The organism is Treponema sp. R8-4-B8, assembly GCF_054786175.1.
Map to the genome: position 1 here is coordinate 1 of NZ_BDHE01000130.1, position 1,006 is coordinate 1,006.

A 1,006-nucleotide genomic window follows, 5' to 3' on the forward strand; every position below is an offset into this window, starting at 1 on the left:
TCTGCAGCAATTCCCCTTTGACAATTTATTCATGGTTACAAATCTCCACTCTCATTCATGGACGCAATTTTTCATTCCCGATTACGGATGGCTGGATTTTGAGTCCACCGCTTTCTCCTTGCCTCCTATGGGCATGGGCGATTTTAACAACTGGGACGTGGTTATCCCCCTCTTTGACGAACAGCAGACTTTTTCTAACGTAAAAAAATTCCCATGGCGGGCACTAGGCAAGGCGGTAATCAATCTGGCGATTCTTGCCCTAATCTGCGCCTACGCTCTCCGTTACGGGCGCGAGCTATTACTGTACGTTAATTCCCGTAACGCGAGCCGCGACATCAGAAGCAGAACGCGCTCCTTGTACCTGCTCCTCCTTGCCCGCCTTGCCGCGGACGGACAGCCAATTAAACCCGCGTCAAAAACCGCCGCAGAGTACTCTCAATTATTCCGCGGCAACGATAAAACTTCATGCTTTAAACCGTTTGCGGAAATTTACTCCGAACTCCGCTGGCGGCAATTCGACAACCCCGCGGAAATGGAAACCCGTTTTGAAAAACTAAAGAGTGAGTACCAGAACATCCTTACCTCCACCCGCAGAAAAGGCATACACCGTTGGTTTATCCGAATCATTTCTCTAAGAGGGTTAGCCTATCTATGAAAAAAATAACATATATAATTATAATTGCTTTCTTAATTCTGAATTCTTGTTCGCGCGCAAATGACTGGATACAATTCCGCGGCGAAGACGGAAGAGGCGTGAGTAATTCCCGCATCACCCCTCCTCTGGGTATCCGCTGGAAAATAAAACTTCAATCCGGCGGCGAGGAAAGAATACGCGCGTTAAATCCGCCAATCGTCATGGGGGATACGATTTATTTCGGCTCAGATGATGGCAATTTTTACGCGCTGGACGTGGAAAGCGGATATATGCGCTGGGTGTTTAAAAGCGGCGCGGAAATTAATTCAATCCCGTCTTCGGATAAAGATAATATTTATTTTGGCAGCAAGG

General features: G+C 47.4%; 2 protein-coding genes. Both read left to right on the forward strand.

What is annotated here, in order from left to right; genetic code table 11:
* The coding region (locus tag ACYVRA_RS07370; protein WP_461252100.1) for a hypothetical protein at nucleotides 1-655 on the forward strand (655 nt) is incomplete at its 5' end.
* Nucleotides 652-1,006: hypothetical protein (locus ACYVRA_RS07375; RefSeq protein ID WP_461252101.1), on the forward strand; the 355-nt coding region annotated here is incomplete at its 3' end. The genes ACYVRA_RS07370 and ACYVRA_RS07375, both read left to right, overlap by 4 nt.